The 25,501-nt window shown below is 49.8% G+C and carries 24 protein-coding genes and 1 tRNA gene; 5 read left to right on the forward strand and 20 right to left on the reverse strand.

Going from position 1 to position 25,501, the window contains the following annotated elements:
* Positions 1–78 precede the first annotated feature (78 nt).
* From A7589_RS23135 to A7589_RS00565, 7 genes are all read right to left on the reverse strand, one after another.
* Positions 79–303 carry a DUF4222 domain-containing protein gene (locus A7589_RS23135; RefSeq protein ID WP_108188683.1) on the reverse strand — a complete coding sequence of 75 codons (225 nt, stop codon included), beginning with the start codon at positions 301–303 and terminating at the stop codon, positions 79–81.
* Between the two features lie 30 nt (positions 304–333).
* Complete coding sequence (locus A7589_RS23140; RefSeq protein WP_235613303.1) at positions 334–762, reverse strand: hypothetical protein; 429 nt, start codon at positions 760–762, stop codon at positions 334–336.
* A gap of 226 nt (positions 763–988) precedes the next feature.
* The gene (locus A7589_RS00545) at positions 989–1,180 is read right to left on the reverse strand and encodes a helix-turn-helix transcriptional regulator (RefSeq protein ID WP_047668755.1); all 192 of its coding nucleotides are present in this window, start codon (positions 1,178–1,180) and stop codon (positions 989–991) included.
* A 293-nt stretch (positions 1,181–1,473) separates the two neighbouring features.
* Positions 1,474–2,718, reverse strand: coding sequence for an integrase domain-containing protein (locus tag A7589_RS00550; protein WP_108188684.1), 1,245 nt, complete (start codon positions 2,716–2,718; stop codon positions 1,474–1,476).
* A 206-nt stretch (positions 2,719–2,924) separates the two neighbouring features.
* Positions 2,925–3,001 (reverse strand) — tRNA-Pro (locus A7589_RS00555).
* A gap of 74 nt (positions 3,002–3,075) precedes the next feature.
* Complete coding sequence (gene yejM / locus A7589_RS00560) at positions 3,076–4,836, reverse strand: LPS biosynthesis-modulating metalloenzyme YejM (RefSeq protein WP_105282507.1); 1,761 nt, start codon at positions 4,834–4,836, stop codon at positions 3,076–3,078.
* 19 nt (positions 4,837–4,855) lie between these two features.
* The gene (locus tag A7589_RS00565) at positions 4,856–5,083 is read right to left on the reverse strand and encodes a YejL family protein (protein WP_001135667.1); all 228 of its coding nucleotides are present in this window, start codon (positions 5,081–5,083) and stop codon (positions 4,856–4,858) included.
* Between the two features lie 181 nt (positions 5,084–5,264).
* Here A7589_RS00565 and yejK point away from each other — a divergent pair, with 181 nt between their 5' ends.
* Positions 5,265–6,272: a nucleoid-associated protein YejK gene (gene yejK, locus A7589_RS00570; protein ID WP_000050780.1), complete on the forward strand. Its 1,008-nt coding sequence runs from the start codon at positions 5,265–5,267 to the stop codon at positions 6,270–6,272.
* 164 nt (positions 6,273–6,436) lie between these two features.
* Here the strand turns inward: yejK and rplY are convergent, their stop codons facing one another.
* Both rplY and radD read right to left on the reverse strand, forming a co-directional pair.
* Positions 6,437–6,721: a 50S ribosomal protein L25 gene (gene rplY, locus A7589_RS00575; protein WP_000494183.1), complete on the reverse strand. Its 285-nt coding sequence runs from the start codon at positions 6,719–6,721 to the stop codon at positions 6,437–6,439.
* Positions 6,722–6,845: 124 nt separating this feature from the next.
* Positions 6,846–8,606 carry a DNA repair helicase RadD gene (gene radD, locus A7589_RS00580; protein ID WP_108188685.1) on the reverse strand — a complete coding sequence of 587 codons (1,761 nt, stop codon included), beginning with the start codon at positions 8,604–8,606 and terminating at the stop codon, positions 6,846–6,848.
* Positions 8,607–8,755: 149 nt separating this feature from the next.
* On the opposite strand from radD, the gene rsuA reads away from it, so the two are divergent.
* The 3 genes from rsuA (at position 8,756) to A7589_RS00605 (ending at position 11,346) form a co-directional block, all read left to right on the forward strand.
* Positions 8,756–9,451: a 16S rRNA pseudouridine(516) synthase RsuA gene (gene rsuA / locus A7589_RS00590; RefSeq protein ID WP_001234832.1), complete on the forward strand. Its 696-nt coding sequence runs from the start codon at positions 8,756–8,758 to the stop codon at positions 9,449–9,451.
* 27 nt (positions 9,452–9,478) lie between these two features.
* The gene (gene bcr, locus A7589_RS00595) at positions 9,479–10,669 is read left to right on the forward strand and encodes a multidrug efflux MFS transporter Bcr (protein ID WP_000213383.1); all 1,191 of its coding nucleotides are present in this window, start codon (positions 9,479–9,481) and stop codon (positions 10,667–10,669) included.
* A gap of 332 nt (positions 10,670–11,001) precedes the next feature.
* Positions 11,002–11,346, forward strand: coding sequence for a YejG family protein (locus A7589_RS00605; protein ID WP_000202796.1), 345 nt, complete (start codon positions 11,002–11,004; stop codon positions 11,344–11,346).
* Positions 11,347–11,349: 3 nt separating this feature from the next.
* Here the strand turns inward: A7589_RS00605 and yejF are convergent, their stop codons facing one another.
* From yejF to yeiP, 10 genes are all read right to left on the reverse strand, one after another.
* On the reverse strand, positions 11,350–12,939 hold the full coding sequence (gene yejF / locus A7589_RS00610) for a microcin C ABC transporter ATP-binding protein YejF (protein WP_000194900.1): 1,590 nt from the start codon (positions 12,937–12,939) through the stop codon (positions 11,350–11,352).
* Between the two features lies 1 nt (position 12,940).
* Positions 12,941–13,966, reverse strand: coding sequence for an ABC transporter permease (locus A7589_RS00615; RefSeq protein WP_108188686.1), 1,026 nt, complete (start codon positions 13,964–13,966; stop codon positions 12,941–12,943).
* The gene (locus A7589_RS00620) at positions 13,966–15,060 is read right to left on the reverse strand and encodes a microcin C ABC transporter permease YejB (RefSeq protein WP_000501604.1); all 1,095 of its coding nucleotides are present in this window, start codon (positions 15,058–15,060) and stop codon (positions 13,966–13,968) included. The genes A7589_RS00615 and A7589_RS00620 overlap by 1 nt, the downstream gene beginning before the upstream one ends.
* Positions 15,061–16,875, reverse strand: coding sequence for an extracellular solute-binding protein (locus A7589_RS00625; RefSeq protein WP_010354289.1), 1,815 nt, complete (start codon positions 16,873–16,875; stop codon positions 15,061–15,063).
* An 81-nt stretch (positions 16,876–16,956) separates the two neighbouring features.
* Complete coding sequence (locus tag A7589_RS00630; protein ID WP_000470613.1) at positions 16,957–18,513, reverse strand: cyclic di-GMP phosphodiesterase; 1,557 nt, start codon at positions 18,511–18,513, stop codon at positions 16,957–16,959.
* Positions 18,514–18,691: 178 nt separating this feature from the next.
* The gene (gene mepS / locus A7589_RS00635; protein WP_000241011.1) at positions 18,692–19,258 is read right to left on the reverse strand and encodes a bifunctional murein DD-endopeptidase/murein LD-carboxypeptidase; all 567 of its coding nucleotides are present in this window, start codon (positions 19,256–19,258) and stop codon (positions 18,692–18,694) included.
* A gap of 412 nt (positions 19,259–19,670) precedes the next feature.
* On the reverse strand, positions 19,671–20,384 hold the full coding sequence (lpxT, locus tag A7589_RS00640; RefSeq protein ID WP_016158632.1) for a Kdo(2)-lipid A phosphotransferase: 714 nt from the start codon (positions 20,382–20,384) through the stop codon (positions 19,671–19,673).
* A 38-nt stretch (positions 20,385–20,422) separates the two neighbouring features.
* Positions 20,423–21,409: a zinc-binding GTPase YeiR gene (yeiR, locus tag A7589_RS00645; protein ID WP_000198831.1), complete on the reverse strand. Its 987-nt coding sequence runs from the start codon at positions 21,407–21,409 to the stop codon at positions 20,423–20,425.
* A 117-nt stretch (positions 21,410–21,526) separates the two neighbouring features.
* Positions 21,527–22,993 (reverse strand): mannitol dehydrogenase family protein, encoded by a 1,467-nt coding sequence (locus A7589_RS00650; RefSeq protein ID WP_001091946.1) that lies wholly within the window; start codon positions 22,991–22,993, stop codon positions 21,527–21,529.
* A 222-nt stretch (positions 22,994–23,215) separates the two neighbouring features.
* Positions 23,216–23,788 (reverse strand): elongation factor P-like protein YeiP, encoded by a 573-nt coding sequence (yeiP, locus tag A7589_RS00655; protein ID WP_001136831.1) that lies wholly within the window; start codon positions 23,786–23,788, stop codon positions 23,216–23,218.
* Between the two features lie 154 nt (positions 23,789–23,942).
* Here yeiP and A7589_RS00660 point away from each other — a divergent pair, with 154 nt between their 5' ends.
* Positions 23,943–24,197, forward strand: a complete 255-nt coding sequence (locus A7589_RS00660; RefSeq protein ID WP_016158629.1) for a YkgJ family cysteine cluster protein — start codon at positions 23,943–23,945, stop codon at positions 24,195–24,197.
* Here the strand turns inward: A7589_RS00660 and setB are convergent.
* On the reverse strand, positions 24,194–25,375 hold the full coding sequence (gene setB, locus A7589_RS00665; RefSeq protein ID WP_000551965.1) for a sugar efflux transporter SetB: 1,182 nt from the start codon (positions 25,373–25,375) through the stop codon (positions 24,194–24,196). The genes A7589_RS00660 and setB overlap by 4 nt on opposite strands.
* Positions 25,376–25,501 lie beyond the last annotated feature (126 nt).

The raw sequence follows: 25,501 nt of genomic DNA on the forward strand, positions 1-25,501 counted from the left end.
AAATTAGGTAAGGTGGGACAAGTCCAGGCTGTTTTGGGACAAGTTGGGGGGGGAGGTGGGACAAGTCGAGCGAGTGAATCAAGCCGTGTTAGCGCGGTAAACCGACTGTGCCGCCGCAATTTTGCGTTGTCGGGAGGCCACCGTAACAGCCACCATACGCGCACAATCTTCGGTGGTAATGCGTCGTTCACTCACGCCCTTAATCATTACCGTGCTGCCGTATTTATCCCGGAAAATATCGCCGGGGCGGATTTCAGGCCGAGCGAATCCGCTGGCAGTAAAGCCAGAATTTTTTGTTTTCATTTGTCGAATTACGTTTTTGTTAAAGCTGTATTAATGAACTGTCGTCACTTCAACTACGGCATGGATCATCACCTGCGTGAACCCACAGCCGATTAACTCTTCTTTCAATATTGCTATAGCTGCACTAATGCAGGTGGCGTTCACGTTTTGCCGAATATCAATAACGTGGCCTTGATGATTTACAGCGCGTGCGGTTACAGACAACAAAAAAGACGCTGGCGCGTCATGTGTCGCCTTTTGCTTCAGCGGGGTAGCAATCCCGATCCCCGTTTTATAAGGGATTCGGCGAGTATATCCCGTTTTCCGGCTCATGTGGTCGGATGTGTTGAAGGTGTGCCCACCACACAAATCACATTGCCCACCAGCCGTAAATGTGGCATTGTTGGCGATGCATTCAAGTTTAATACATGTTCTCTGGCGACCCTCTGCGGTCGCCTTTATTTTGTTTGTAAAAAGCATATTTATTTTGTCGTTTAATCTATGCGATTGTTCGTTTCCGTTTAAAACGGAAGTGCGATTAGTTCAATTAATTCGTTCGTAAGGTTTGTACTGAGTAATAACATCAGCCATATTTTTTATGGTTGAACGAAAACCTGCCCCTGTTTGGGCATTTTTGCCAGTATTCATAATGTTCTCTCTTAATTGTCTTGTTGCTTGATAGTAATCAGGCGAGCGTTAATCACGCTTACGCTTCGCGAGTTTCTCTCTCTCGTTCTTTCAACCAGGCGAGCACCTCATCTTCATACCAGCCAATGCGACGCAGCCCGATACGGAATCCTTTGGGGAACCCGCCCTTGTTAATCATTTCCGTTAGGGTCGAGTCAGACTTGATGCGTAGCAAGGCCTTTACCTCTGGTCGTAAAAGAATAGCTCTCATCTTATTTCTCCTAAAGACAGCAAATATCACTTTTTGAATGAAAGTGACGGTAACCACATGAAGCATATAAAAAGAATACAAATCTATAAAAAAGCAAGTCAAGATTTATTTAATAAGAGTTGTGTGATTGATTATTTTTTAATTTTCTAACATAAAAAGAATTTAAATATATCTCAATATGAGACAGTAATGAGATAGAAATGAGGCAGAAGCGAGACAGAAATGGGATAGTAATGAGATACAAATTAGTTCCTAACTGACACCAATTAGGAACCAATAATTTTTTAAATATTTTATTTTATTCCGCGTAATCCTCTGTGCCCGCTGGCGATTGTTGTTCCGGTTGCGGCTGCTTCCACAAAATCACCCCACCAGCACATTAACACTTTACGTTTTTCCAGGTAGTTGCTTCGGTTGTATGCCCGTCTAACTTCGTTTGTGTCTACGTGGGCTAGTGCGGCCTCGATTACGTCCGGCTCGAATCCTTCTTCGTTCGCCGCTGTGCTGAATATGGCGCGTAGTCCGTGAGATACCAGCACACCAGCGTAACCCATTCGCCGTAATGCTGCGTTTGCTGTCTGGCTGCTCATTGGTTGCACTGGATTTTTAAGACTGGGGAAAACATGCTCCCTTCGTGCGCTAATCGGCTTCATGGCTTCAAGCACTGCCATCGCCTGAGCGCAAAGGGGGATCACATGATCACGGCGCATCTTCATGCGTCCGGCTGGTATCGTCCAGGTTGCCGCCTCAAGGTTGATTTCTTCCCACCGTGCGGCGGAGGCTTCGGCTGGGCGGGTTGCGGTTAACAACTGCCACTCAATCAGCAATCTGGTTTGCCGTTCTATGCTGGCGATCGATAAATCGTGCATTAGCTGCGGTAGTTGTTCCGGTCGGATGGTTGGCATGTGCTTTTTGGTGGGGGAAGGGAATGCCTTGCGAACGTTCGCGGCGGTGTTGATGTCAATCAGTCCACTGTTGGCAGCAAAATCCATCACTTCATTGATGCGCTGTAAAACGCGTTTCAGTGTTTCCAGGTTGCCACGTGCCTTGATGGGCGTGAGTATCTCAACAAAGCGGCGAGCGGTGAGAGTATCTATCGGTGTGTTTCCGATATACGGGAATACATATTTCTCTAGAGAGCGCCAGATGTCCTTGATCGTATTGTGGGCGAGATTCTGGTTTTTTTTCATTTCGTACCACAATGCGGCCACATTTTCGAACGTGTTGCCCTGTCGTCGAGCCTCTGCTTCGAGTTTTTGCCGTTCGTATTCCTGCGGGTCGGTTCCTGCCGCAATTAACGTCCTGTACTCGCTACGGCGTTTTCTGGCATCAGCCAGGGAGACTTCATCAAGCGATCCCAAACTAATGATTGTTCGTTTTTTGTTCGATGGTCGATAGTAGTTGAATCGCCATAGTTTCGAACCAGACGGCTTAATAACGAGAAAAAGCCCGCCGCCATCCTGTAAGGTGTATTCTTTTTCCGCTGGTTTAGCTGCTTTGATCTGTGTGGTGGTGAGTGGGGTCGCCTTTCTTGCCATACGTTTATGAATCCACGGGAAAAAACAGGTTCTAGTTATACGGATTTAGCTATGCGCCAGCCCGTATAACTAAACATATAACTAAAAAAAACGGCTGAAAACCACTGTTACCGTCGAATAACGATGACTAAAAACAATAAAAAAACCCGCTATTCAATGAATTAGCGGGCTTATTTCATAAAAACGATAATTAATAATGAGCGATTTGGTCGGCACGAGAGGATTTGAACCTCCGACCCCCGACACCCCATGACGGTGCGCTACCAGGCTGCGCTACGTGCCGACTCGTGGCTGCTTATACTACCGTTTTCCACAACGATTGCAAGTAAGATATTTTGCTAACTGATTTATAATTAATCAGTTAGCGATGAAACGCTTCTCGTCTGTCAGCACTTGCAATAACAAACTTAACTGTGGTTTTTCGTCTTTCACTCTTTCGCCACGTAAGTTGTAAGTGCGGTATTTACCGTTATTGTTCAGTACCAGCGTCATTTTCGGGGTGGTAATTGCCAGCGTATCGTTATCCGCCGCAGTCACCCAGTAATGACGGCGCTCAGGGTTGAACAAATCCTGACCTTGCGAATATTCGCTCGCCGGTGTGCTGACGTGTAGCAGACGTTGCATCAGCGTGGTCATCAGATCGGTATGGTCGGTCAGGGTATTAATTCGCTGTGCCGGTGTGCCTGGCCAGTGAATCACTAACGGCACCTGAATATGACCGTGGGACCAGTCAAAGGTTTCTTCCTCTTCGCTCAGCGGAATACCCCGACCGGCAGTAATAATCACCACCGTATTGTCCAGCTTGCCGGACGCTTTCAGCGCATCAAGCACGCGGTTAATCTGGTCATCGACATTACCTGCCGCGCGGCTATATTTCCGTGTAAATGCTTGCTGGTTGCTGTCGTCAATGTTGGTGCCATTGAAAGATACCCATGAGAACCAGCGATTATCTTCTTGCGCGTAGCGGCTCAGCCAGTTGATCCACTGTGTGGCTGTCTGCTCATCGGATTGCGTGCGAACGCTCGGCATTGAGAAGTCTGACAACAATGCCTGACGATACAACGGGCTGGTAAAGCCATCGGATGAGAATAATCCCAGTTGATAGCCTTGCTGGTTAAGCGCGGTAATTAATGCCGCAGGCGTACGGGTCGACAGAATGCCGTCCATATAACTTGGCGATATGCCATAGAACAGGCCAAAGATGCCGTTGTCTGTCGTGTTGCCGGAACTCATATGGCGCGTGAACGAAATATTTTGCTCAGCAAAACCGGCCAGCGCAGGCATCTGCTTCTCAAAGCGTGAGTAGTTCAGGCCATCGACAGTAATCAGCAAGACGTTTTGCCCGGTGCCCATATCGCGGTAGCGCAGTTCGCTTAACGGATACTGAACGGAAACGGCGTCTGGATTACCTTGCTCAATAAGACGGCGTTGATACTCCTGCGCATCAAGCAGACCATGCTTCTCAAGAAAACGTCGCGCCGTCATCGGGTACGAAAGCGGCAGGTTAGCGCGCTGCATGGTGATCGGGCGATAGAAGTTGGCATCGGCCCAGATATACACCACATGCGAGGCGATAAAGGCGATAAATAAGAATGCGGCCAGCGGGCGCGCGAAGCGCCGACGACGCGTCAGGCTGCGCAGCTTTTGCCAGCTCCACGTCGCAAACACCAGTTCAAGCAATAAAATAACCGGCACGCTGATGAACATCAGCTGCCAGTCGCGCGCCATCTCATTTTCGTCTGGGTTGATAACCAGTTGCCAGACGATGGGATTAAGATGGAGATGGAAACGAGTAAAGACTTCGCTATCGATCAGTAATAGCGTCATTCCCGCCGTTGCCAGAATGACGGACAAAAACCTCATCAGCCTCTGGGAGCCGACGATAAAGGTCAGCGGGAAGAGGATCAGCAAGTAGGTGGCGAACACCAGGAAGCTGAAATGGCCGATAATGCTTACGTAGGAATAAATACGACCCGCAAGCGTTGTCGGCCAGTCGGCGATAAACAGGTAACGGCTGCCAATGACGAGCGAAAGCAGAATATTGAACAGTGCAAACCAGTGCCCCCAACTGACCATCTGGGAGACTTTTTCACGGTAGCGCTGACGATGAGTTACCATAACCTGTTATCTGTTTCCCTTAGTGCGCTTTGTCTTCGTTGATAGAGGACTGTAAGGCGCGGGCAAAAGAGTTGGCAATCGCCTGGCGCTGAGCCGGGGCAATGCTGGTGTTGATAAGGTTGGTGACCATATTGCCTAACACCATCAGGGAAAGGTCGGTCGGAGCCTTATGTTTTTCCAGTACGTTGAGCAGCTCTGCGAGCAATTGTTCAACCTGTTCATCACTGTAGCGGGAAATTTGTGGCATAAATCGAAATCAGTTAGTTGATGAAAGGGCAACATATTACCGTAGCAACGGTTTTTTTTCTGCTTTTTTATACTTTAAATCATTCGCGTTACGCCACCTTCTGTAAAATGACCGCCATCTTTTATTGCGTCGCTTAACCGGCGGTGGTTGAATACCGCCCGGTCTTAAAGGAGAGTTTATCATGAGTCTGGATATCAACCAGATTGCTCTGCACCAGCTTATCAAGCGTGATGAGCAGAACCTTGAGCTGGTGCTGCGCGATTCATTGCTGGAACCGACGGAAACCGTCGTTGAGATGGTGGCAGAGCTGCATCGTGTCTATAGCGCCAAGAACAAAGCCTACGGTTTGTTTAGCGAGGAAAGTGAGCTGGCGCAGACGCTGCGCTTACAGCGTCAGGGCGAAGAAGACTTTCTGGCATTTAGTCGGGCAGCAACTGGTCGCCTGCGTGACGAACTGGCGAAATATCCTTTTGCTGACGGCGGCTTCGTGCTGTTTTGTCACTATCGCTATCTGGCGGTTGAGTATTTGCTGATTTGCGTACTGAACAATTTAAGCAGTATGCGCGTTAACGAAAACCTCGACATCAACCCGACCCATTATCTCGATATTAATCATGCGGATATTGTTGCGCGTATCGATTTGACCGAATGGGAAACCAATCCAGAATCGACCCGTTATCTTACTTTCCTGAAAGGGCGGGTAGGGCGCAAAGTGGCTGATTTCTTTATGGACTTCCTCGGTGCCAGCGAAGGGTTGAATGCGAAAGCGCAAAACCGTGGTCTGTTACAGGCGGTCGATGACTTTACCGCCGAAGCGCAACTGGATAAAGCAGAACGGCAGAACGTTCGCCAGCAGGTTTATAGCTACTGTAATGAGCAATTGCAGGCGGGCGAAGAGATCGAGCTGGAGTCGCTGTCGAAAGAACTGGCGGGTGTCAGTGAGGTGAGCTTCACGGAATTTGCGGCTGAAAAAGGCTATGAACTGGAAGAGAGCTTCCCGGCAGATCGTAGCACGCTGCGTCAGTTGACTAAGTTTGCCGGTAGCGGTGGTGGCTTAACCATCAACTTTGATGCAATGCTGTTAGGCGAACGGATTTTCTGGGATCCGGCGACCGATACCCTGACCATTAAGGGCACGCCGCCGAACTTGCGCGATCAGCTTCAGCGCCGGACGTCTGGCGGTAATTAATCGGGTTTGTGTTATGAATGCCAGATGCGGCGTGAACGCCTTCTCTGGCCTGCAAATAACGGTAATACCTGTATGCCTGATAAGACGCACTGCGTCGCATCAGGCATAATCTGCAGATACAAAAAACCCCGCCGGAGCGGGGTTTTTTACAACTTATTCAGCGATTAAGCGCGAACGAAGTCGATGTGCTGCAGCTTCGGTTTGTACGGGTGACGCTGTACGTCCTGAGCTTTAACTTTGATTTCTTTACCGTCAACAACGATGGTCAGAACTTCGCTGTAGAATTCAGCTTTAGCTTGCATGTTCATGACTTTGTCGTGATCCAGCTCGATAGCCAGCGGCGCTTCTTTGCCACCGTAGATGATTGCCGGGAACTTGTTAGCGGCGCGCAGGCGGCGGCTCGCACCCTTACCCTGCTCTTTACGTACTTCTGCGTTGATAGTAAACATTTCTTTCTCTCTTAAATTAATCCTGCTACAGGCGACCCAGCAACAGGTAAGTGATCTGCTTTGCGTATGCAAAAGCGGGCGAGATTCTATACTCAATCGCCTTATACATCAATCAAAACTACTATTAACCGCGTAATTCATGTGCCCGACGAAAACGACCTTCGTAATCGAACACTTTTTCACGCACTTGCCAGTACTGGCCTTTCATTCGCGCAACAACAAAATCCGGATGGCGCAGTAACGCTTGCTGAGCGAGGATATCGGCAGCGGTGATCCAGCGCAGAGGGATGCCCGGTGTGCGCGTATGCGGGCGGATAAAAAACTGCTCGAAGGCGGTTCGCTGGGCGGGCGTTTGCAGACGGAAACGCTCACTCACATCCGCGCCGTCTTCATCGTAATAGGTGATTTTCAACCATTCGCCTTTCTCGTCGTGTCCATGCTGCAAAGACATGCCGCTACAGCGTAATACCAGAGCATCTTTCATTCGTAGCGCCGCTTTTAACATGTCGTCTGGATCAACCAGTACCGTGTCACATTCGCAGCAGCGTCGGGCGGCAATATCATTTTCCGCGTTACATTGCGGGCAATTTTTAAAACGGAAACGGAAGTCACACTGTTCGCGATGACCGTCGTCATCTTCAAACCATCCCTGACAGCGACGACCAAAGTGTTCAATCAATGTCCCGTCGGCGGTCGTTTTGCCCCAGAAGGTGTTGGCAAAACCGCAGGCAGGGCAGAAAACCTGTACCGGAACGTTGTCACTTTTGCCTTTTGGGGTGCCAACTTCTGGCGCGTAGAGATCGTGAGGATTACCCGCATAATCAAGAATTAAGCAATCAGTCTTGCCGGGAGCCAGACGCAGACCGCGCCCGACAATTTGTTGGTAAAGACTCACTGATTCAGTAGGACGCAGAATGGCGATAAGATCGACGTGCGGGGCGTCAAATCCGGTGGTCAGTACCGCAACGTTGACCAGATAGCGAAAACGCTGGGTTTTAAAATCTTCAATTAATACATCACGTTCAGCGCCGGGTGTGTCACCGGTAATGAGTGCTGCATCTTCGGCGGGCAGCAATCCCACAATCTCTTTTGCGTGTTCAACCGTCGCGGCGAAAATCATCACCCCTTTGCGCGTTGCGGCGAACTCCATGATCTGGCTGATGATGTGCGGCGTAATACGTTGTTGTTTTTTCAGCTCGCGATTGAGATCTGCTTCGCTGAACAGCCCATTGCTCTGTGCCTGTAAGCGGCTGAAATCGTATTGCACTACCGGCATATCCAGCCGTTCTGGTGGCGTCAGATAACCGTGTTTAATCATATAACGCAGCGGCAGCTCATAAATGCAGTCACGGAAAAGGGCTTTCTCATCGCCGCGTACCATGCCGTGATAATGGAACTGGTAGATCCAGCCTTTGCCCAGTCGAAAAGGCGTGGCAGTCAGCCCCAGCAGGCGTAAGTGGGGATTCACTTTGGTCAGGTGAGTAAGAATTTGCTGATACTGACTCTCTTCGTCGTCGCCAATACGGTGACATTCATCGACAATCAACAGCGAAAATTCACCCTGAAAGGCATCGAGATTGCGTGCGACCGACTGTACGCTGCCAAACACCACTTTGCCGTGGCTCTCTTTACGCTTCAGCCCGGCGGCAAAAATATCGGCTTCCAGTCCCAGCGCCTGATATTTTGCATGGTTTTGCGCCACCAGCTCTTTGACGTGCGCCAGCACCAGCACGCGACCACGCGCCAGCCGTGCCAGTTCCGCTATCACCAGGCTTTTACCTGCACCAGTAGGCAGCACGATAACGGCAGGAGTTTTATGACGACGAAAATGGTTGAGCGTGGCATCCACGGCTTCTTGCTGATATGGACGGAGTGTAAAAATCATGGTCTCGCGTAGGTAGATTATTCTGCTAATAGTATGCCACGGATCTTTTTCTCTTGAGGGAAGTTATTAGACCGCTATACTGGGCGAACAACAGTTCAGATTTTCGGGTCATTACCCGACCTCCGTTTTTTACAGGCAAAATCACACACATGCGACTTGATAAATTTATCGCACAGCAACTCGGCGTTAGCCGTGCTATTGCCGGGCGTGAAATCCGTGCCACTCGTGTCACCGTCGATGGCGAAATCGTCCGCAATGCAGCGTTTAAACTGCTCCCTGAACACAGTGTGGCTTACGATGGTAACCCGCTGGCACAGCAACACGGACCACGTTACTTCATGCTCAATAAGCCTCAGGGCTATGTTTGTTCTACTGACGATCCGGATCACCCAACGGTGCTCTATTTTCTGGATGAACCTGTGGCGTGGAAACTACATGCAGCAGGGCGGCTGGATATCGACACCACCGGTCTGGTGCTGATGACCGATGACGGTCAGTGGTCGCACCGCATTACTTCTCCACGTCATCATTGTGAGAAAACCTACCTGGTGACGCTGGAGTCCCCGGTGGCAGACGATACGGCAGAGCAGTTTGCTAAAGGCGTGCAGTTACATAACGAAAAAGATCTCACTAAGCCGGCGGTGCTGGAAGTGATTACTCCGACGCAGGTACGTCTGACCATCAGCGAAGGACGTTATCATCAGGTGAAACGCATGTTCGCCGCCGTGGGTAACCACGTGGTTGAGCTGCATCGTGAACGTATTGGCGGCATTACGCTGGATGCTGATTTAGCACCCGGTGAATATCGTCCATTAACTGCAGAAGAAATCGCCAGCGTTAGTTAACACTTTCATTATATTCAGGAGCCCGTTGTGACCACCCGACAGCATTCGTCGTTTGCTATTGTTTTTATCCTTGGCCTGCTGGCCATGTTGATGCCGCTGTCGATTGATATGTATCTGCCCGCGCTGCCAGTGATTTCTGCGCAGTTTGGTGTGCCGGCGGGCAGTACGCAGATGACCCTGAGTACTTATATTCTGGGCTTTGCGTTGGGGCAGTTAATCTACGGACCGATGGCGGATAGCTTCGGGCGTAAGCCGGTGGTTCTCGGCGGTACGCTGGTATTTGCTGCGGCGGCGGTGGCGTGTGCACTGGCGCAAACTATCGATCAGCTGATTGTGATGCGTTTCTTCCACGGGCTGGCGGCGGCTGCGGCCAGCGTGGTCATCAACGCCCTGATGCGCGATATCTACCCGAAAGAAGAGTTCTCGCGGATGATGTCGTTTGTCATGCTGGTAACGACCATCGCGCCGCTGATGGCACCGATTGTTGGCGGTTGGGTGCTGGTGTGGCTGAGCTGGCATTACATTTTCTGGATCCTCGCCGTGGCGGCGATTCTGGCTTCGGCGATGATCTTCTTCCTGATCAAAGAAACGTTACCGCCGGAGCGTCGTCAGCCGTTTCACATCCGTACCACTATTGGTAACTTCGCTGCGCTGTTCCGTCATAAGCGTGTCCTGAGTTATATGCTGGCCAGCGGTTTTAGCTTTGCCGGGATGTTCTCGTTCTTAAGCGCCGGACCGTTTGTCTACATTGAAATTAACCACGTCGCGCCGGAAAACTTTGGTTATTACTTTGCGCTGAATATTGTTTTCTTGTTCGTGATGACCATCTTTAACAGTCGCTTTGTTCGCCGCATTGGCGCGCTGAATATGTTCCGATCGGGGCTGTGGATACAATTTATTATGGCGGCGTGGATGGTCATCAGTGCGCTGCTGGGACTAGGGTTCTGGTCGCTGGTGGTTGGGGTGGCGGCGTTTGTGGGGTGCGTGTCGATGGTGTCATCCAATGCGATGGCAGTGATTCTGGATGAGTTTCCGCATATGGCGGGAACGGCATCATCGCTGGCAGGAACCTTCCGCTTTGGTATTGGCGCCATTGTCGGTGCATTGCTCTCCCTTGCGACCTTTAACTCCGCATGGCCGATGATCTGGTCGATTGCGTTCTGTGCGACCTGCTCCATTCTCTTCTGTCTGTACGCCAGTCGGCCGAAAAAACGGTGATCTATTGCACAACGGGGAAGCTAAAAGGCTTCCTTTGTTGATGCATATCAACCGCAAATCTATCAATCTCCCGTCATTTGTTTATTTTATGTAAAATCAATTTGTGTAAAAAGTCACATCATTGTAGTTAAAAAGGTTGAGTTAGATCGCAGAAACGGGTACATATAGCCCCGCAAACGTGACCACGCCCGCAGATATTATTTAAATCAGAGCCATAGAGGCCACGCAGGCGAGGCATCAATCTTTACGATCTGTTTAAAGACGGATTGTTGATGATGTGTTAAAATTGATGTAAACAAATTGTGAAGTAAATGTGCTTCCGGGGAAAATAAGTGACTTCATTACAACTCTCAATCGTCCATCGACTGCCGCAGAACTATCGCTGGTCTGCTGGTTTCGCAGGTTCGAAGGTTGAACCGATTCCGCAAAATGGACCGTGCGGTGACAACAGCCTGGTGGCGCTTAAATTGCTTAGCCCGGATGGTGATAATGCATGGTCGGTGATGTATAAACTAAGTCAGGCGTTAAGCGACATAGAAGTTCCATGCTCGGTACTGGAGTGTGAAGGTGAACCGTGCCTGTTTGTAAATCGCCATGATGAGTTTGCTGCGACATGCCGACTGAAAAATTTTGGTGTGGCAATTGCCGAGCCCTTCTCAAATTACAATCCTTTTTAAGCGTCAGCTTAACGCCAGTAGCTGACGCGTATACTCCTGCTGTGGTGCGGCAAATACGCGTGCGCACGGCCCTTGTTCCACCACTTCCCCCTGTCGCAGTACGATAACCTGATGACATAGCGCGCGGACGACGTGCAAATCGTGGCTGATAAACAAATAGGCCAGTTGATGCTTTTGTTGCAATGATTTCAATAGCGTCAATATTTGCGCCTGTACCGTTTTGTCGAGCGACGATGTTGGTTCATCAAGAATGATCAGTGAAGGCTTAAGAATCAACGCCCTGGCAATCGCTATGCGTTGTCGTTGCCCCCCGGAAAACTCTGCCGGATAACGGTGGCGCGTTTCAGGATCTAATCCCACTTCATGCATCACCTCTTTCACTTGTTCTTCGCGTTGTGCGGCAGAAAGCGTCGGCTGGTGAACCCGTAATCCCTCCTCAATAATCTGCAATACGTTGAGTCGTGGATTGAGCGAGGAGTTTGGATCCTGAAATACCACCTGAATGCGATGGCGAATCGGCAATAGCTGGCGGCGATTTAAATTTTGCAATGGCTGACCGTCAAAGACGATGCTGCCCTGAGAGTTAATCAGTCGCAGTAGCGCCAGTCCCGTAGTGCTTTTACCGGAACCGGACTCGCCCACTAAACCCAGCGTTTCACCTGCCCGTAGCGTAAAACTGACACTTTTCACCACCACGTTATGATCGACAACGCGTTTTAAAATCCCCTTGCGAATGGGGAAGGCAACCTGAAGCTGTTCAACATCAAGCAACGTTGAGGCAGGCTCTGGCAACGGCACCGGGTCGCCTGACGGCTCGCTGTTGAGTAGCTTTTGCGTGTAAGAATGAGCAGGGGAGGCAAATAGCGCAGTGGCGTTATTTTGCTCCACACAGTGACCGTTTTGCATCACTGCCACGCGGTGAGCCAGTTTTCTGACGATGCTGAGGTTATGAGTAATAAACAGCATCCCCATATTCAGTTCATGTTGCAGTTCGCGCAACAGCTGCAAAATCTGCGCCTGGACAGAGACGTCCAGCGCGGTGGTCGGTTCATCGGCAATTAATAATTCCGGGCGCGTTAATAGCGCCATCGCAATCATCACCCGCTGGCGTTCGCCGCCAGAGAGCTGATGCGGGTAATCTGTCAGTCGTTTTGCTGCGTGACGGATACCTACGCGATCAAGGCAATTTAATATCTCGCCACGTGCCGCTTCTCGTCGCATCCCGCGATGGAGTGAAAGCACTTCATAAAGCTGTTTTTCCAGGGTATGCAATGGATTTAACGACACCATTGGCTCCTGGAAGATCATGGCTATCTTATTACCGCGTACGCCGCGCAACGTTTGCTCGCTGGCATGAAGCAGCGATTCGCCATGAAAACGAATATCTCCAGCAAGATATTCAACCGGTGGGGAAGGGAGCAGACGTAAAATAGACAGTGCGGTAACGCTCTTGCCGGAACCTGACTCACCTACCAGTGCCAGCGTTTCGCCAGCCTCAATCTGTAGTGAAACATCATTCACTACGGTACGAACAGTTTGCTGATGGCGAAAACCCACCGACAAGTTTTCAATCGCTAACAGAGTTTGCGTCATGCTACACCGCCTTATTAGGATCAAATGCGTCGCGGACTGCTTCACCAATAAAGATCAGCAGAGACAACAATATCGCCACCGACAAGAAGGCGGTGATCCCAAGCCACGGTGCCTGAAGGTTATTTTTCCCTTGTAACAGCAGTTCGCCGAGCGACGGTGAACCGAGCGGCAGACCGAAGCCGAGGAAATCGAGCGAGGTCAGGGTAGTTATTGAACTGCATAAAATAAACGGTAAAAAGGTAAGGGTAGCGACCATGGCATTTGGCAACATATGACGCAGAATTATACTGCGATCGCTGACGCCAAGCGCCTGAGCTGCACGGATGTAGTCGAAATTGCGGGTACGTAAAAACTCTGCGCGCACCACGCCGACCAGACTCATCCAGCCAAACAAAACGGTAATTGCCAGCAGCCACCAGAAGTTAGGCTGCACGACACTGGAGAGCAGAATAATTAAAAACAGCGTTGGCATTCCCGACCATACTTCAATAAAGCGTTGTCCCCAGAGATCGATTTTACCGCCGTAATAGCCTTGTAGCGCCCCCGCCAGCACGCCCATCACGCTGGAACAGAGTGTCAACATCAAACCAAACAGAACTGAGATCCGCGTACCATACAGAATGCGCGCCAGCACATCGCCGCCATTGGCATCCGTTCCCAGCCAGTTTTGCCGGGAGGGTGGAGAAGGGAAGGGCTTATCGGTAGCAAAGTTGATACTGGTAGCACTAAAGCGAATCGGTGCCCACAGTACCCAGCCGTTATTTTCCAGCCGTTGTTTCAGCCACGGGTCCTGATAATCAGCCTGACTTGCCAGCGGACCGCCAAAATCGCTTTCGCTGTAGTTTTTCAACAACGGGAAATACCAACTGCCGTCATAACGCACCAGCAACGGTTTATCGTTGGCGATAAGTTCAGAACACAAACTCAAACCAAACAAGACGAGGAAAATCCATAACGACCAGTAACCGCGACGGTTATGACGAAAACGCGCCCAACGGGCCTGATTGACGGGGCTGAGTCGCGACATTAACGTCCCTCAAAATCTATACGCGGATCGACCAGCGTATAGCTGATATCACTGACAATATTCAGCAGCAGGCCAATCAGGGTGAAAATATACAAGGTACCAAACATTACAGGATAATCGCGCGAGACGGTCGCTTCGTAGCCCAGTAAGCCAAGACCATTGAGTGAAAACATCACCTCAATCAGCAGCGAGCCGGTAAAAAACATGCTGATAAACGTCGCCGGAAAACCGGCAATCACCAGCAGCATGGCGTTGCGGAACACATGTTTCCAGAGAATATTTTTTTCACTTACCCCTTTCGCACGGGCGGTCACCACGTATTGCTTGCGCACTTCATCAAGGAATGAGTTTTTTGTCAGCATGGTCAGCGCCGCAAAGCCGCCAATCACTGTCGCCAGCACCGGCAGCGTGATATGCCACAGATAATCGGTAATTTTCTGATACCACGGCAGCGAATCAAAGTTAGCGGAAACCAGGCCGCGTAGAGGGAACAGGTCGAAATAGCTGCCGCCTGCGAAGAAGACAATCAGCAGGATGGCAAACAAAAAGGCCGGAATGGCGTAGCCGATGATGATAAATGCGCTACTCCAGACGTCAAAGCGGCTACCATTATAAACAGCTTTGCGAATGCCTAACGGAATCGACACCAGATAGATAATCAGCGTGCTCCACAATCCGAGGGTGATGGAAACCGGCAGACTGTCTTTAATAAGTGTCAGCACCGAGGCGCTGCGAAACAGGCTGTCGCCGAAATCAAAGCGGATGTAGTCCCAGAGCATTTTGAAGTAACGTTCGTGGATCGGCTTATCGAAACCGTAGCGATGAGTGATCTCGGCGATCACTTCTGGATCTAATCCGCGTCCGCCACGGTAATTACTGTCGCTGATATTGCCGACGCCCGTTTGCGCATGGCTGGCACGAACACCTTCGCCGCCTGCGCCGGGTAATACTCCGGCATTACCAAACTCAATGGCGGCGATAGCCTGATCGACCGGACCGCCAGGCGCAATTTGCACGATGAAAAAGTTGATGGTGATAATCGCCCATAACGTTGGGATCACCAGCAACAGACGGCGAATCAGATAAGCGCCCATCTACTCTCCCTGTTGTCTGGCTGACGGCAGTTTGCCCGCTTTATTGACGTCATACCACCAGGTATCGATACCGAGGCTGTAAATGGGGCGCACTGCTGGGTGAGAGAATTTATCCCACCAGGCAAGACGGTCTTCCGCCATGTACCACATCGGCAGCATGTAATAATTCCACGTTAACACGCGATCCAGTGCGCGCCCCAACGGCAGTAATTTTTCTTTATTTCCCTGCGCGGCAATAATCTGGTTGATCAGCGAGTCGATAACCGGACTTTGCACGCCGGGGGCATTATAAGTGGAGTTGATATATTCCGATGACCAGGAAATCTGTAAATCGGAACTGGGCCACGGCATTGCTCGCCACACGCGCGGCATCATGTCATAGTCGCGACTGCGCATTCGGTTGGTGATTTGCGAGTTATCCACCTTGCGAATGTCCATATTGATGCCCAGCCGTTGCAGGCTGTGCTGGAACGGCAATACCCACTGACTATTGCTGCTCGAAGGCAGCAATAACTCAAAGCTGAGCGGTTGACCCGTTGTGGTATTTACGCGTTGCTGCCCCTTCAGCACCCAGCCCGCTTCGTTGAGAAGTTTGTCGGCTTTTAACAGGTTGTCACGATCGTAGCCATCGCCTTTGGATACCGGCGGCTGGTAGATTTGCGTGAAGACTTCTGGCGGTAACTCTTTTTTCATCGGCGCCAGAAGCACCAGTTCAGCTGCGTCGGGGTAATTTCTGGCCGCGTATTCGGTATTCTGAAAATAACTGTTAGTACGACTCCAGGCATTGTAAAACAACGCCTTGTTCATCCATTCAAAGTCAAAGGCGAGAGTGATGGCTTCCCGGACCCGGCGATCGCTGAATACCGGACGCTGGATGTTAAACGCCAGCCAGCGCGTATCCTGTGCTGATTCGTTCTTTTGCTCGTCTTTGATAATGTATTTTTTGTCGAAATTTTTACCGGTATAGCGCGTGGCCCAGTTTTTGGCGTCGTTTTCCATACGCAAATCAAAAGCGCCGGCTTTAAATGCTTCAAAGGCGACATTATCGTCGAGGTAATAATCGTAGCGAATGGTGTCGAAATTCCAGCGCCCACGGTTTACCGGTAAGTTTGCCGCCCAGTAATTTTTCACGCGGGAATAAACAATATTCTGCCCCATTTTCCAGGACGTAATTCGGTACGGACCACTGGCAAGTGGAGGCGTGGCGAGCGGGTCGCTAAGTTTGTGATCTTTCCAGTACTTTTCTGGAAACACCGGCAGCGAAAACAGACTAAGCATATCTTCTTTACCGGGTTTGGCTAATTCAATGCGCACGGTTAAAGGCGCAATGGCTTTAACGGTAGTGCCTTTATAAACCAGACGAAATTGCGGCACGCCTTCGGTCATAAATTTTTGAAAAGTGAATTCAACATCGCGGGCAGTAATGGGCGAACCATCATGAAAACGGGCGCGCGGATTAATTGCGACCTCCACCCAGGAATAATCGTCAGCATAGCGCGCGCTTTCGGCAATCAGCGGGTAATAACTGCCTGGCTCGTCATCGGAGGTGGTAAATAGCGTGTCGTACAGCTGCTCGGTACGTGCGCCAGGGTTACCGCGCAGTGCATAGCGGTTGAAATTATCGAAGGTTCCAATGGAGGATAACGTTATTTGCCCACCTTTTGGCGCGGCGGGGTTCACATAATCAAAATGGTTGAAATTAAACGCGTACCGGGGTTCTCCCAGCACCGCAAAGGCATAGCTTTCCTTGATAGCCTGCGCCTGCACACCAAAGGTGAACAGAGCGATAAACAGCAGCAGTATGCGCACAATCATCTGCAACGGATTTCCTTTTACTCATCATTAGCCGCAATCCGGCATACTTTCACTATGAATAATAAGGGACGCACGCACACCTTACCACTGTGGCGTATGAGGTTTCTCCAGCCAGCGGATAAAATCATCCAGCGGCAGGGGGCGGCTAATCCAGTAACCTTGCAGGAAATTAACGCCACGTTCGCGCAGCCAGCGCGCCTGTTCCGGTGTTTCGACCCCTTCAGCAACTGTCAGCATATTGAGGCGTTTCGCCAGTGTCAGCACCGCGTCAAGTACCGGTGAGGTGACCGTTTCCGTACCTATGGCGTTGATAAAGCCACGGTCAATTTTCAGATAATCGAGTGTGAAGCGTTCCAGATAGATAAGCGCACTGTGTCCGGTGCCGAAGTCATCAATGGCAATTTCTACGCCGACAGAATGCAGCCATGCGAAAAGCTGTGATGCTTCATGCTCTTTCAGCATATCGCGTTCGGTAATTTCCAGTACAATCTGGAAATGGTGCGCAGGCAGGGAGGCAATCAGCCGGTGTATATCGGCTTTAAAGCTCTCGCTGTGCAGATGATCCGGCGCGATGTTAATGCCAAATTTCACGCCCACCGGCAGTACGTTTTCTAATTTTGCGGCATCACGCGCAATCAGCTCAAACAGATGCTGGGTGAGAGGCACAATCATCTTTTGCGATTCGGCATAGTGAATGAAAGCATCCGGGGGAATTTCACCCACTACCGGGTGACGCCAGCGTAGCAGTACTTCCAGGCCGGTTACCCGCAGTGTTTGTGCATCAACCACCGGTTGATACACCACGTAAAATTGCTCACGTTTGATGGCCATCATAATTTCTCTGCCAGGGCGCATACGCACGCTCATCAGGTAATAGCAGAGCAGGCCAACGACAGTTCCACTCATGCCTCCGAGTAAAAACGCGTACCACACATCGTTCCATGTCCAGTCATCAGCATAAAGCCGAACGGTCAGCGGAAGGCCTGCAATTTTGGTTTCGCGTACAGGCGTGCCGGTTAACTCACGGACGTTCATCAAATGCGACGTAAAGGTCGATAGCGCAGTATCACCAATAATGAGTGCGATACCGTTGAAATCTTGCTGGTGATAGCTATAGAAAATATAAGGCGTCAGGTTCAGATTCAATGCCGCAAAAACGCCGCTATTTTTTAATAAAGGGTTACGATACCAGATGACGATCGTTGGTTTATTGGGCACCATCGGTGTGCCTGGCAATATTGCCATATCAATATCTTTGCCGATATTTAGTGCCGGGATCAGTTCACTGAGTGGGATATCCATCTCACCAGTCGCAGATGAGCAGAAGCTTTTTTTATCCTTTACCAGCACAAACGTTCGCACATTCATGCTAAATGCTGCGCGTGCAGTCAGCTCCGGGTTTGCTTGCTGGCAGGTATCTAAGGTAAGCGGCTGGAGCCTGTCAGTGGTGGATTTCAGGTCGGCAAAATAGGTATTGAGATATTTTTGTACGTCGTTAATCAAGGTGTCGTATTTGACTTCGTGTTTATGCCAGGCCACTAAAAACTGAAGACAGCTGACCAGTATCGCAATCATCACGCCCGCAATAATGCAGGTGAGCAGGATCTTACGTCCAGAAGAGGGAGCTCGTATGAACATGGTTCCGATAATATCCTGAAAATACGACAACACTAAAAGGAAAGAATGACGGGACTATAGCCTGGTTCAAGATGTGGAAACATCATTTTCTCGGATCAGAAAAACCAAAAAGCACTGCCTAAGCAGTGCTTTTCGTTAACTCGTCAGGATAGCCAAGGGATTGCATCCAAACGATTTATTAGCTACGGCTGAGAACCCGACGTGCTTCGTTGTAACGCTTCTTCCAGTACGGCTCATTCATGCTGGAAATAATTACACCACTGCTGGTGGATGCGTGAACAAACTGATTATTACCGATATAAATACCGACATGGCGTCCGGTTGAACCCGCGCGGAACAGGACTAAGTCGCCTGTACGCAAATTACTGCGGGAAACTGATTTCCCCATTTCCTGCTGTTCATACGTTGAACGCGGAAGTTCTAAGCCAAATTGTTCACGGAATGTACGTTGTACAAAACCAGAACAATCGATACCTTTTTTGGTGCTGCCGCCCAGACGATAACGAACGCCTTTCCAGTCAGCATACTGATCCATAATTCGCGATTTCACGTCGACATTACGAACCAGGTTTTCAAATTCATCCTGAGAAGCTTGCAGTGATGATGTTTCACTACCCACTGCACGTGTCTCAGGATGCATATTCTTTGCGGTGTTGTTTGCACTACATGCAGAAAGCAGAACCGCTACTGCAATCGCGGGAATGCCGCGCAAGATATATCTCAAAATCGGTTGAGATTTGACCATGTTGTTTGTTTTCCCTTGAAGTCCTTAACGATAAATATCGTTATAAAAAAATGCCAAGCGACACGAGACTAATTACCTGGGCATGTTGAAACAATTCCTTAAGGCCAAATCTGTGGACTAACGCACAAAATTATATGCTGTGAGGATAATTTAACGCCGAGGCAAAACGAGTTCGAGATTACCCGATTGGCGCGGTCTTGGCGAGCGGTTTTACATGATTTTTTATAAGAAAAAGTGATACAGAAAGTTAATAAGTGGGATTGGTCAATTAAAGAACAATTGTGCGAAAAACATGCAATCCATTCATTTACTTAAAGAATGAGCACTGTGTTCGATGAATGAAAGCAATGGTGCGTATCATCAGGATTATCCTCACTATAAAAATAAACCTGATGATGTTAATTACTGTGAGTTATTTGTTTTGGAAATGTTTACTTTTTCCCGGTAGTGATTTGTCAAAAAAGGTGATTAATCGATCACTTAATGGCGTCAATAGCACCCAGGGTAAACCGATCAATATCACGGTCATGGAGCCGACAATGATATCGGTAAACCAGTGTGCACCAATCATTACTCTGGGAAATGCAAAAACCACAAAAATAATAATGCCGATAAGACCTGCGACTTTTCCGAAATAACGCCACATAAAGGCGGAAAAAATAAGTAGCATCATGCCGTGATCGCCGGGAAAGCTATCTCGTGATGCATCTTTCGTGGGTACAGGTAGCAGTTCGCTGACGCGGTTAATATCTGTAAAGGTTAATGTCGGACTGGCTCGTTTGACCGGAATTAATGCCTGACCCAACTGGTTTAATACCACTGCGGTTAACAGCATTACCAGCCCAATAATTACGATACGCCGTCTTCCGGAGGCGTTTTCTCTCAGCCAGAAACTCAGCATCAGCATTCCCATTGCCAGCAGTGAACAACCGTCGAAGGCACGATTATTGGTCAATGCAACCAGCCATAAAAAGGCCTTACTTTCGACCAGTTTCTGATTAAAAAAATAAAAAATATCCGCATCAATCGGTAACCAGAATCCATGATTAACGGGTATGTACCAGGAAAGAAACAGCACGAGGCCGACAACGTTCAACAACACTATTTGCGGCAAATTTTTAATCATATTTTCTCTAATTATCTTACTGAAAAACGCAGGCAACCTTACGCGCTGGTCGCTAAACGAAGCTTCAACAGCGCGCTTTGTAAGGCGTTCCAGTCAGTTTCGCCGCTGGAGATCAGCTCAATACGGCTATCCGGCGGTGCAACGTTTTGCGTTTCAATGTGCAGGTCATCGCCCTGTCGGTTGATTCGCACCAGCCCTTCTGGAATGCGCATTACGCCTTTTACGCGTTCCACCGGTGCAAGTCGTGCCCATTCCAGAATGCCAATGGTGTCGAACACCGTGTCGGCGTCAAAAATCCAGCCGCAGGCCTGATGTCCTTGTCCGCTGTTCAGACTGCGACGCCAGCGTTGATGTTCTGGCAGACTTAAAGCCGCTAACCCTTTTTTCACGGTATGCTGATGTGAATGGGCGGCGCTGGCAGGCAACTCGGTTAAATTGCGACGGGGTAAATCCAGAAGATGACCTTCAATTTGCCCATGTTCGCAGTGAATTAATTGCCGATCGCCACCATTTTGTTGCCACCAGCGTTGCAACGCTTGCTCGCTTTCGGGCGTCGTGCGGTCGGATTTATTGGCAACAATGATGTCTGCGGCAGCCAACTGGTCACGGAAGTTTTCATTTTTGACGCTTTTTTCGTCCAGCAGCAGGCGTGGGTCGAGAATACACAACGTGGCGCGCAAGTCGATCCAGGGTTCATAGACTGGTGCGGTTAATAGATCGAGGATCTGTTTCGGATGGCCCAGCCCGGTTGGCTCTATCAACAAGCGGTCTGGTTTTCCCTGGCGCAGCAAAGTATTCAACCCTACCTGCATGGGTAAACCATTAACGCAGCACATGCAGCCGCCGGGGATCTCTTTCAGCAATGCGCCGCTATCGGCGAGCAAAGCGCCATCAATTCCGACTTCCCCAAATTCATTAACCAGTACCGCCCATTTTTCGTTTGGATCTTTATGGGCTAGCAGATGAAGAATCGACGTGGTTTTCCCGCTGCCGAGAAAACCGGTGATGAGGTTGGTCCTGGTCACAGCGGCTCCGCAATACTCTGATAAGTTAACTGTGCGTTAATCCTGGCTAAAAAAGGCAGAAAAGAGAAGGGGAGAGCGGACGAAGGCGGGCTTCATCCGCTTTAACCGCAGAAATCGTTAAATTTTGAGAGTGTTTAATAGCGCCTGATGCGCCCCAAACTGCGCGATTTGTTGCCAGGCTTGTTCGATAGCCTGCACAAAATGCGGGTTATTTGGCAGGTCATCACCGAAAACTTCACGCAGAGAAAGCAGGGCGATTACGCGTTGTTCACTGCTGCTGTTCGCAACCAGGTCGCGAATTTTATCGCTAAGTGGATCGCGAACATCAATAGCATTTCCGGCATCATCAACACCGCTCACATACCGCATCCAGCCTGCAACGCCTAATGCCAACAATGACCAGTCTGTTCCGCGCGCCAGATGTATGCGAATGCCTGCCAGCATACGCTGCGGTAATTTTTGGCTGCCATCCATCGCGATTTGCCAGGTCTTATGTTTCAGCGACGGGTTAGCAAAACGTGCAATTAACTTATCCGCATATTGTGTTAAATCGACATCTTTGATCCGCAGCGTCGGCGCCTGCTCATCCAGCATTAACGTTCTGGCGGCACGGCGAAATGCGCGATCCTGCATACAATCACTGATGTGGGCGAATCCTGCGAGATAACCCAGATAAGCGAGAAAAGAGTGACTACCATTAAGCATACGCAGTTTCATCTCCTCCCACGGCAGGACATCATTCACCATTTGTACACCTGCGACTTCCCAGGCAGGGCGCCCCGTGACGAAGTTATCTTCCACCACCCATTGGATAAACGGCTCGCAGCTAATCGCACAGGGATCATTTACGCCCAGATGTTGGCTAATTTCCTCCAGTGATTCGTCGGTTGCTGCCGGGACAATGCGGTCTACCATGGTTCCCGGAAAGCTGACGTGATCTTTTATCCATTCCGCAAGTTCTGGCGAACGTTTTTCCGCCATCCCCAGCACCGCGTTTTTCACCACATGGCCATTATCGGGAATGTTGTCGCAGGAGAGCACGGTAAACGGTGCAAGGCCGCGTTCACGGCGGCGTTTCAGTGCTTCGACGAGAATGCCTGGCGCGGAGTGAGGCTCTTCAGGGTTTTGTAGATCGTGAATAATCCGCGAATTGCTGGTGTCGAGTGCACCGGTCGCCGGGTCAATGCAATAGCCTTTTTCGGTAATCGTCAGGGAAACAATTGCCACCTGCGGCTCGCAAAACTTCTCAATAATTGCCGCTAATGAATCCAGTTTTGCATTCAGGCACTCGCGAACGGCTCCAATAATAATCGCCTGGTTACCGTCTGCGCCTTTCTCTAACACGGTGTATAAATGATCCTGCGCGCGAAGCTGGCTCATCAGCTGATCACCACTGAACAGGCTGATTTCACAAATTCCCCAGTCACCACCCAACGCACTCAGCACACGGTCGGTTAATAGTGCCTGATGCGCACGGTGGAAGGCTCCAAACCCAAAATGAACGATACGGGATTTCAATTGTTGCCGATCGTAGCGGGGCGAGTGTACGTGCTGCGGGAGTGTAACGGAGGCGATTGTATTCATAGGAGTCACGTCTTAGTAACGATTAATTAACAACGACAGTGTAAAGTTATATGACAGCAATTGAAATTGGTCTGGATTGTTAATGCGGTGAAGTGTGAGGGCGATCAATGTACTGGTGAATATTGCGGGAGAACGATGTTCAGGAAGCGCAAAATAGAAGATTGGTATAATAAATTAAAAAAGGGACAGCCTGAGCTATCCCTTTTCTGAATGTGGCTGAAATTAGTCAGCACGTCCCATATAACGGCGTTCTTCTATATGGATACGAATTTTTTCGCCCGGGCTTAAATATTCTGGTACTTGAATGACCAGACCGGTGCTCAATGTCGCCGGTTTGTTACGGGCGCTGGCAGACGCGCCTTTGATGCCCGGTGCGGTTTCAACGATTTCCAGATCAACGGTTTGCGGCAGTTCAAGTGCCAGCAGTTGACCGTCCCAGGTCAGAACCTGCATATCCGGCATACCGCCTTCTGGCATAAACATCAGTTCTTCTTCGATCTGATCTTTTGTGAAGGTATACGGGGTATAGTCTTCTTTATCCATAAAGACATATTCGTTGCCATCGACGTAGGAGAAGTCAACGTAACGACGGGTCAGCGTTACGGTGTCAACGATATCATCGCCTTTGAAGCGTTCTTCCACTTTCAGCCCGGTACGGACATCAGAAAAACGCATTTTATACAGCGTAGCGGCACCACGGGCGGTTGGCGACTGAATATCAATATCCTTAACCAGCAGCAATTTGCCGTTGTAATTCAGTACCATACCTTTTTTAATTTCGTTCGCTCTTGGCATCGAAAAATTCCTGTTATCGAAAATGTCAAAAATATCGCGTCAAACTACTCGCGACGAGCCTTTCAGGCAAGTGGTATTCGCACTTTTGCTGGTGCAAAAAAGGTGGTACTGTGCACGCTCATCAATCCGGTGGTTAACCTTAAGAGAACAACGTATGGAATGCCGTCCGGATTGCGGGGCGTGTTGCACTGCCCCTTCAATTTCCAGCCCTATACCCGGTATGCCAAATGGCAAGCCCGCCAATACGCCCTGCATTCAGCTTGATGAACAGCAACGTTGTAAAATTTTTACATCGCCGCTACGTCCGAAAGTTTGCGCAGGTTTACAAGCCAGTGCTGAAATGTGCGGTAACACGCGTCAGCAGGCGATGACCTGGCTTATCGATCTGGAAATACTGACCGCGCCTTAAACATCTTTAATCCGCAGTAAGCAGAACAGAGTGGCGATAATCATCACCATCGCAAACCAGAACACGGCGTGATAATTCCAGATTTCGGCGACTATGCCCGCCACTGACCCCGCGATGATCCAGCCCACACGCGAGGTATTGGTATAGAGCGTGGTTGCTGAACCCGCCTGACCAGGCATCAGATCCTGAAAATAGAGCATCCCGATGCCACCCAGAATGCCAATAAAAATAGCATTCAGTAGCTGCAAGCCCAACAGAATGACAGGTGAATGCGCCATCAGCATACCTGCGTAAAAACAGACGCCACCCACGGCGGCAACGCGCATTAAGAAACGCTTACCCAGACGTTTGGCAAAATAACCCGCAATCAACATGGTCGGGATTTCCAGGCCTGCGGCGGTTCCCATCATCACGCCCGCCAGTTTCTCAGGAAGATGTAATTCGTTGATAATAAACAGTGGCATGTTGATGATGTACAGGCTATTTGACCCCCACATCAACGTACAAATGACAAACAGCAGTAGCGTATCGCGACGATTACGGCGCGGCGCTTCAACCGTGCCGGTCGCCAGCGGAACCTCTTTTTGCATCGATGGTAAAAAGAGCCACACCATCACGCCGCAGATAATAAACGCCACTGCTGCGCTGAGATACATCACCGTAAAGCTGAACCCCATCGCCAGAGCATAAGCCAGCGGCGGACCAATGACCCATGCCAACGAAACCTGAGCACGTAAAAAAGAGCTGAACATCACAGCTTCACGCCCGGTTTTGTCAGCGTGCTCACGGGCAAGAGCAAACATTTGCGGGTTGGCGGTAGAGCCAAAACTACTAAGAAAGACACCAACGAACAGCAAAACAAAGTAGTTGCGGTTCCAGGCAAAAAGGGTGCAGGCCAGCACGCCTAACAGGCAGCAAAAGACAATCAGTGATTTACGATCGCCGCGCTTATCAGAGCGTCCAGCGAGAAACTGACTCACCAGAATCCCGATGACAGCACTGCCGGTAAAGAAGAATCCCACCATCGCCGGACGGGCGTGCACTTCATCGGTAAGGAATATACTGAGAGTTGGGGTTTGCAGAGCGCCCGCAATACCGGTGAGAAAGGCAACGATTAAAAACGCCGTCGATGTCAGGTCAAACGATTTCGCGCTGGAGACTGCGGGGGAGTTATGCATGCTGGTCGATCACTGAAAGATGGAGACGCGGAGTTTACGCTGCTTGTCAGAAAATAAACAGTCAGTGAAATCAAACTCGCCACGAATAATCAAAATGCCATTTCACTCTTGTTGATTGTCTGCTGA

Source organism: Escherichia sp. MOD1-EC6475 (genome assembly GCF_003046645.1).
Taxonomy (GTDB): Bacteria; Pseudomonadota; Gammaproteobacteria; order Enterobacterales; family Enterobacteriaceae; genus Escherichia; species Escherichia ruysiae.